Annotated in this window: 4 protein-coding genes; 2 read left to right on the top strand and 2 right to left on the bottom strand. The window is 59.8% G+C overall.

Annotated elements, in window-relative coordinates:
• Positions 1–274: 274 nt before the first annotated feature.
• Entirely contained in the window at positions 275–454 is a 180-nt protein-coding gene (locus WCB02_RS01670) for a hypothetical protein (RefSeq protein ID WP_423955656.1), read from the top strand.
• 23 nt (positions 455–477) lie between these two features.
• Here WCB02_RS01670 and WCB02_RS01675 read toward each other — a convergent pair whose 3' ends face one another.
• Together WCB02_RS01675 and WCB02_RS01680 are read right to left on the bottom strand one after the other, a co-directional pair.
• Positions 478–3870 carry an AAA family ATPase gene (locus WCB02_RS01675; RefSeq protein ID WP_423955658.1) on the bottom strand — a complete coding sequence of 1131 codons (3393 nt, stop codon included), beginning with the start codon at positions 3868–3870 and terminating at the stop codon, positions 478–480.
• A 282-nt stretch (positions 3871–4152) separates the two neighbouring features.
• Positions 4153–5862 (bottom strand): M4 family metallopeptidase, encoded by a 1710-nt coding sequence (locus WCB02_RS01680; protein WP_423955660.1) that lies wholly within the window; start codon positions 5860–5862, stop codon positions 4153–4155.
• 609 nt (positions 5863–6471) lie between these two features.
• Here WCB02_RS01680 and WCB02_RS01685 point away from each other — a divergent pair.
• A complete protein-coding gene (locus WCB02_RS01685) occupies positions 6472–6819 on the top strand; it encodes a TauD/TfdA dioxygenase family protein (protein ID WP_423955662.1) in 348 nt (115 codons plus the stop codon).
• Positions 6820–6963 lie beyond the last annotated feature (144 nt).

The following is a 6963-nucleotide window of genomic DNA, read 5'->3' on the forward strand; positions in this document are numbered from 1 at the left end:
GATGACGGGCTACCAGGCAATGCTCACCGAGGCAGTCGCTGATCCGGAGAAGCCGATCGGACGATTGATCGTCAATGGATGACTTTGGAAGATTAGTCGATGGGCCGTTTCGTCGTTTTCGAATCCCGCCACAGCTCGATCGCCCAGCGACCGCGCCGCACCGGCCGGATGTAACGCCTCGTCGACAAAATGAATCCTCAAACTCTTCTGCAATTGACACTGGCCAATCCTTGGCTACCAATGTGACATTGGTTGAATTGGCACGGAGGCAATCATGGCTCTCATTGGTGTTTTAAAGAGTTTGGACGTCGATAATTTGAGTGACGCCGAAAAGACTGAGCTGAAGAAGAGTCTTCAAGAGCACAAGAAACATCTTCAGAACGTATCCAAAGTCGTTGATCAACACCTCAAGAAGCTGTCGGCGAAGAAGAAACGCAAAGCCGGGAAGCGCTAACCGCGTGAGCGGAGGGGTCTGCCCTATTGTTCCTGGACCGTTTGAGTTTGCGGGCTCGCCAGGCAACTCAACTGGTCCAGAAGTGCTTTGGCTTGCTTTAGATCTGGCGTGTCGAACCCCTCGACAAACCAGTGAGAAACCGAACTTATGATGGAGCAGGCTTCCGCGTAGTTGCCCTCGTCCCGGAAATGCTCTGCGAGACTGTTGGCGGCGCGCAGCTCCCACCAACGAGCCTGCTGTTGCTGCGCAATCAGCAATGCGCGACGCAGTTCGGCTTCCGCCTCGCTTTTCTTGCCAAGGCTCAGGAGAACCATTCCTCTCAGACGACACAGCTCAGCTTCAAAAAATTTCTCATTTGTCGTTTCCGCTATCCCTAAGGCTTCGTCCAACAGGCCAAGGCCAACATCCGGCTGATCAAGGCGCGCATGAGCCATGGCGACGTGGCAAAGATACACGGTACGACGGTTTCGTTCGGAGTTGTCTTCGGCCTCCGCGATCGCATTTCGCATCAATTCGATGCCAAGTTGAGGGTCGTTGCCCTGGGCCAGCAATGCTCCCTGAAAGAACCGCGCCCTGTGAACGGCACTTCCAAGTTCATTCTCCACGCTAATGGCCACCGCCTCTTCGGCTTTGGCCAAGGCCAGTTGTGGATCACCGCCTATGATGCCGAGGACCGCCATGTGACTGAGAGCCAGGGCGGTCGTGAAGGCGTGTCCAATCTTTCGCATCCGAGCGACCGCTTGATCTGCCGTGATGGCAGACTGGTCCGGGTAGCCGAGAAGGAAAAGCGTGACGGCCAGAAAGGTCAGCGTATTGACCTGATCGTCAGTGCCGAACCGGCGATAGGTCGCCATAATTTCCTGATTGGCGGCGCATATCGCTAGCGTCCGCTCCAGGTAAATCCGCGCATCAGCGAAGGCCCCCATGAAGTACAGCGTCTGGCCCATGAACCGGTTGGCCAGCGCAGACATGCCGAAGTGCTCATGCTCCGACGCCAACGTAAGGCATTGTCGCGCAACTTCGAGCGCCTCGGCATGCTCCGCCCGCATGCTGTGGGCCAGATAGTTGCCCCAAAGAACCGTCATCTGTTCCGTCGGCGTCCCACCGTCGCCGAGCAACTGGCGGGCGCGCGCGAACACCCTCGACGTTTCCTGGGCCGCATCGCCTTCGGTCGCAGCCACGGCCGGTCCGAGCGCCAGATAGAAATCCAGCTCTTTACGATCACGCTGGAGCGACGCTTCCAAGTCCCCGAGGACCTCAATCCCCCGCCGCAGATGCTTGACCGCTTCAGCGTTCGCGGAGCGGCCGAGTGCCAGATGTCCGGCCTTGAGCCAGTAATCGATGGCGGTCTGAACGAGGCCGGCTTCGGTGAAATGCCGGGCCAGGACTTCCGGCTCGCTCTCGGCGACATCGGGGAATCCGTTCTGCAGTGCGCGGGCAATTTGACCGTGCAGCTGCTGCCGCCGGCTTTTGAGCATGCTCTCATAGGCCGCATCCCGGACCAGCGCGTGTTTGAAGCTGTAGACCGCTTCTGGAACGACGCCGCGGCGATACACCAATTCGGCCCGCTCGAGCTCCGCGAGTGCATGCTGCAGCGCAGCATCGTCGCGCGCGACCACTGCTCGGATCCACGAATAGGAGAATTCCCTCCCGATGGCGGCGCCAATCTGAGCTATCTCCTTGACCGAGACGAGGCGATCGATCCGCGCCATCAAGGAGTCCTGGAGGGTGGCGGGAATTGCGAGGGGCGGCAGCGGCCCCTCGAGCCGATAGCCCTCGGCGTGTTCCACCAGGATCCCGGCTTCCAGGATGACCCTGGTCAGTTCCTCGACGAACAAGGGATTGCCGTCGGTCTTATCGACGACCTGTTTCATCACTTCCGCAGGCAGCTTGCGGCCACCGCTCACATGCGTGGCGATGCTTTCAATGTATCGGCGATCGAGCCGGCCAAGCGTCAGCGTGCCGACATTGCCAAGTCCCACCCACGGCGGCTCGAATTCCGGCCGGCTGGTGACGAGCGCGAAGATCGGCAGATGGCGTGCCCGCTCGACCACCAGATCGAGCAGTTCGAGGGATGTGGCGTCGGCCCAATGCGCATCTTCGAACAACAGCAGGACTGGCTGTCGTCGCGCAGATCCTTCGAATTGATCCAGCAACGCCGCGAGCGTCCGGCGGCGCTGCTGCGCGGGACTGAACGTCAGTGGAGGATATCGGTCCCCGAACGGAAGCGAGAGCAATGCGGCAAAGAGCGGTGCAACCGTCTCCACCGGCGAAGGACCCTTGCTGAGGAGAGCCTCGAGCTTCTCGAGCCGAATCCCGGACGTATCGTCCGATTTGAATTCCGCGGCGCGCTCCAGCTGTTCGATGACGGGACGAAGCGGGCTGTTGGCATGGTAGAGCGAGCATTGATAGCGAAACTGCGCATGAGGCTCCGACGCGACGTGCTCGGCGATGGCGGCTGCAAGGCGCGACTTGCCGATCCCGGCTTCTCCCGAAATCAACATGACCTGGCCCTCGCCCTTCCAGGCCAGGCGTTGTCGTTCGATCAGGACCTCCATCTCGGCCTCGCGGCCGACGAGGTCGGCGAGGCCCGCTGGACGGACCGCCCTGAAGCGGATGCCGGAAGGCGACAGACCCTCCACCAGCCACGCCCCGACCGGTTCACCAAGTCCCCTCAGCCCATGCGGTCCCAGATCACGCAGACGAAACAGGTTACCAACCAGACGGCGGGTCGACTCGGCGACGACGACCGAATTGGGCTCGACCAGGCCCTGAAGGCGGGCTGCGATGTTCGGCGCATCACCGACCACCGAGTGCTCCCGGATGCCACCCTTGCCGCTGAGATCGCCGACCACGACCAGGCCGGTCGCAACGCCGATGCGGACCGAAAGAGGTTCTCCGGCCCGCGTCTCCAGCCGCGCCACCGCGGCTACGATATCGAGCGCCGCCCGCACGGTTCGCTCGGCGTCGTCCTCGTGCGCGCGAGGATAGCCGAAATACGCGAATATTCCGTCTCCCCGAAAATCGGCAATGAAACCGTCATAGGAAAGCGTGATCCTGGCGCACGTCGCCTGATAGGCATCGATGACGGCGCCCATGTCTTCCGGATCAAGCCGGGCCGACAGGGCTGTCGACCCAACCAGATCGCAGATCATCACCGTCAGGTGACGGCGTTCGGCAGGCTGCGCGTCTGGTGCATCCTTGCCGATGTCCGCGCTGGGAAGAGTACTCGTGGAGTGAGCGGCCATCACCTTGATGGCCTTCACGAGCCGCTTCCTGTCGCCCAACGGGATGCCCAGCTTTTCGAGATCGACCTCGGTCAAATCCGGCAGGACATCGCTATCGATCGCGTTTGCGACGAAGGCCTGCTCGTATTTTTCCAATCCCAGGCTTCTCAACCAATCGCCAACGTCCATAGGGGACCCAATTTGTCGGGGGTTCTATCGATATGTTCGAGTGAAATTGTTGGGACGACCTCGGTCCATCCTACGCAATACGGAACCAAGCAATGGACCGCCACAACCATATAGTAGCCGAATTATGAAAATTTTTGCGCTTATTTTGAGTGGCGCCTCCTCCTTTGCGATCAAGGCCGTCGGCACTCCTCCCTTGTCGCCGCGCACGACATCGTCAGCGTCTCTTGGCGGTTTCCTCTCGACGAAGTGCCGACATGAGCAGGATGAGCGGACCGTCGTTCACTATTTGATGCCGGCAGCGTCAAAACCTGCTTCGACCGCAGCGACTCGGGCATCGATCTTCTTCTGGGGCAGCTTTCGAAATAGTGATCGGGTCGCCAGCACGACACCACGCCGGCTGTCGGCGAATGTGGATTGGCGCGAAAGCTGCTGCGTCAACGAGATGTAGAAGATTGCCGCGAGTTCGGCCGGCTTGAAGACGGAAGCGCGTCCACTGATGGCGGACATCATGTTGAAGGCGGCGAAATTATGTATGCCGCTGTTGATATGCACGCCCCCCGCATCACACTCGTGCTTGAGCGGAAGCTCCTTGAAATCCTTCATGAGCTTGGGCTGCCCGAACCGCGTCGGGTCCCGCATGTCCCGAAGCGCCTCGATGCCGCTGGAAATGCCGTCGCCGATCGACCAGTCCCACTTCGCAATATTCGGCTCGGCCCGATTGGAAATGATGGTACCAAAAATGTCCGAATAGGATTCATTGAGCGCCCCGGTCTCACCTTGATAGACGAGGCGCGCGGTGTGGGCGGTCACGCCGTGAAACAGCTCGTGCGCGACGACGGCGAGTGATGACGCAAGGGACTTTAGTTTGCCATCGAAAGGCGCCTGGCCGTACAGCATCTGGGTCCCGTTCCAGAATGCGTTCAGCCAGATCTTGCTCCCCGTCGGCGGCTGCTCGAATCGCCTGACGACGCAATTGACGGTCGAAACAATCGGCCCCCCCATATTATCCACGTTGTTGCGCTTGAGCACATCGCGCAGAAACGTGACGACGGCCCCGGCATTGGTATGGGCGCTGATCGCCGCGGCCGACCAGGGATCACGGACCATCTTGCCCGGCAGGTTGCCGTCGACGGGATCGAGAAATGCAAAATCGTAGGTCTCTATATTCAGCCGGGCGTCGCGCATCGCCCTCTTCCCGGCGCTGATTTCGATCCCGAAGGTCTTCATCTCGCCGAGCTCGTCGAGCCCTTTTCCTGTGCCGACCGCAATCGTCGGGGTCCGCGGCAATTCCGCAACCAGGGCGCCAGTCAGCGCATCGATGACGTAGTCATAGACCAGCGGGAAGTCCTTGACGGTCTTCTTGCCTTTCTTCCTGCTCCGCACGTCCTCGACGATATAGGTGAGGTGCCATTGACCCGTGTTGGCGCGATAGAGATTGAGCGTCGGTATCGCTTCCGGAAGTTCGCGGCCGTAGCCGGCCTCCGAGGCGATCCTCTTCAGGGCCTGATACGGCGAGATCCTCGCGACATAGGATGGGAGGCCAGGTTCTGCGATGCTGGAATTAAGCGAAACCATCTCGTTATCGTCGTCGAGTTCGATACTGATGAGAGAACCGAAAACGGGAATACCATTGATCTGCTGCCGGAATTTCACGACCGTGGTTCCGGTCAGCGGCACGGTCTCGACCCCCAGGCTCTTGAAATCGTTCGCGGCCCCGTCGATTTTCGGAGCGTTCAGCGTCGGCATCGCCTTGCTGGCAAGGGCGTGCTCCAGAATGCGCTTGGCGGCGCTTTCCGGATCGAGACTATCCGGCTGGCATGCCGGGTGCGAAAACACCGAAGCTGCTGGCCGATCCGCCTTGAGCGCCGCGAACATGCGTCGGCCGTTTTCCTCGGTGATATGCATCGCGACGATGGCAAAGCCACTTTTCGCCGATGGCGGACCGGCAGCGGTGCGCGTCGAAGCCCTCTTTGCCGTCGCCTTTTTCGCCATATCTGTCTTCTCCGAGGATTCAACCAGAAATTTAGGCTAAATGACGCCTATTGGAAATCGAAAAGAGCCGGCGAGCGATTTGAGATTCACGCGCATCAGCGGTTTTCGCCCGACGCCTTGCGGCTGGTTTTGCCGTACTATCTTGTATCAGGTTTGAGTTTGGAGCATTGCTCACGAATTGAAGCTTGACACTTGAAAAGAAAAGCTTCCGATGATCCCCGGAAAGCGGAAATGCCGACGCGTTCTGTAGCCCATTCGCAAGACTAGCAGAGCGATTTCGTGAAAGTTGTCATTTGCACCACGCTTGATCTCCCTGCATACGGCACCGTCGGTTTCAAACACCTCCTCCGCCGTCATTTCGGGGCGCGCTCTTGCGCGAGCCCGGAATCCATAACCACCGAAAGGAGGCGCCTGCCGAAATATTTCGGTTTCCGGGCCTGCACTCCGACCGGCTATCGCCGGCCGGAGTGCATCCCGGAATGACGAACGATGGATCAACTTCCATAGGATGGGTTCCGTGAAATCGCTCGTCTGGTACAGCGATCTCGAGGTTTGAATCATGTCAGTCTCCTCAGGACGAGGCCGGAGTGCGCGGAAACGATAGGTTTCATGCAATCGGTCGTCCTCAGCCCTGCCGACCCTGTTGGCATCAACAAACGGCTGGGCCAACCCAACGAGCAGCTGCCTCGGCAGTATTGCCTCCCCGGCTACCCGGAGATCTTCGTCATCTCCAACATCATCGAGAACGGACGAGCGCTCGGCCGCACCAGTAACGGCTTCGGCTGGCATTCGGACATGATCTACGGGCCGATCGCCACGGCACTCACCGCGCTCTATATCGTTGAAGCCTGCAAGGAGGGCGGTGCCAACATTTTCGCAAATCTCTACGCCGCTTATGAGGCACTGCCGGAGCAGGAGCGACGGGCGCTCGAAGGTCGGCATCGAGCACAGCTATGAGTTTACCTACAAGAAACGAAAAGACGCTTCGCCCTTGTCGGATGAAGCCAAGCGCCTCTATCCCGACCTTGTCCATCCGCTGGTGCGCGCGCATCCCTACGCCGGCCGCAAGGGATTCTTCTTCGGCCAGCTATCGGCGGTTAG

It is taken from the genome of Bradyrhizobium sp., assembly GCF_049581145.1.
Taxonomy (GTDB): domain Bacteria; phylum Pseudomonadota; class Alphaproteobacteria; order Rhizobiales; family Xanthobacteraceae; genus Bradyrhizobium.

What these genes read in the sequence shown, in the direction of transcription:
- WCB02_RS01685 (WP_423955662.1), top strand. Translation starts at nt 6,472, where the DNA reads ATGCAATCGGTCGTCCTCAGCCCTGCCGACCCTGTTGGCATCAACAAA.
- WCB02_RS01670 (WP_423955656.1), top strand. Translation starts at nt 275, where the DNA reads ATGGCTCTCATTGGTGTTTTAAAGAGTTTGGACGTCGATAATTTGAGT.
- WCB02_RS01675 (WP_423955658.1), bottom strand. Translation starts at nt 3,870, where the DNA reads ATGGACGTTGGCGATTGGTTGAGAAGCCTGGGATTGGAAAAATACGAG.
- WCB02_RS01680 (WP_423955660.1), bottom strand. Translation starts at nt 5,862, where the DNA reads ATGGCGAAAAAGGCGACGGCAAAGAGGGCTTCGACGCGCACCGCTGCC.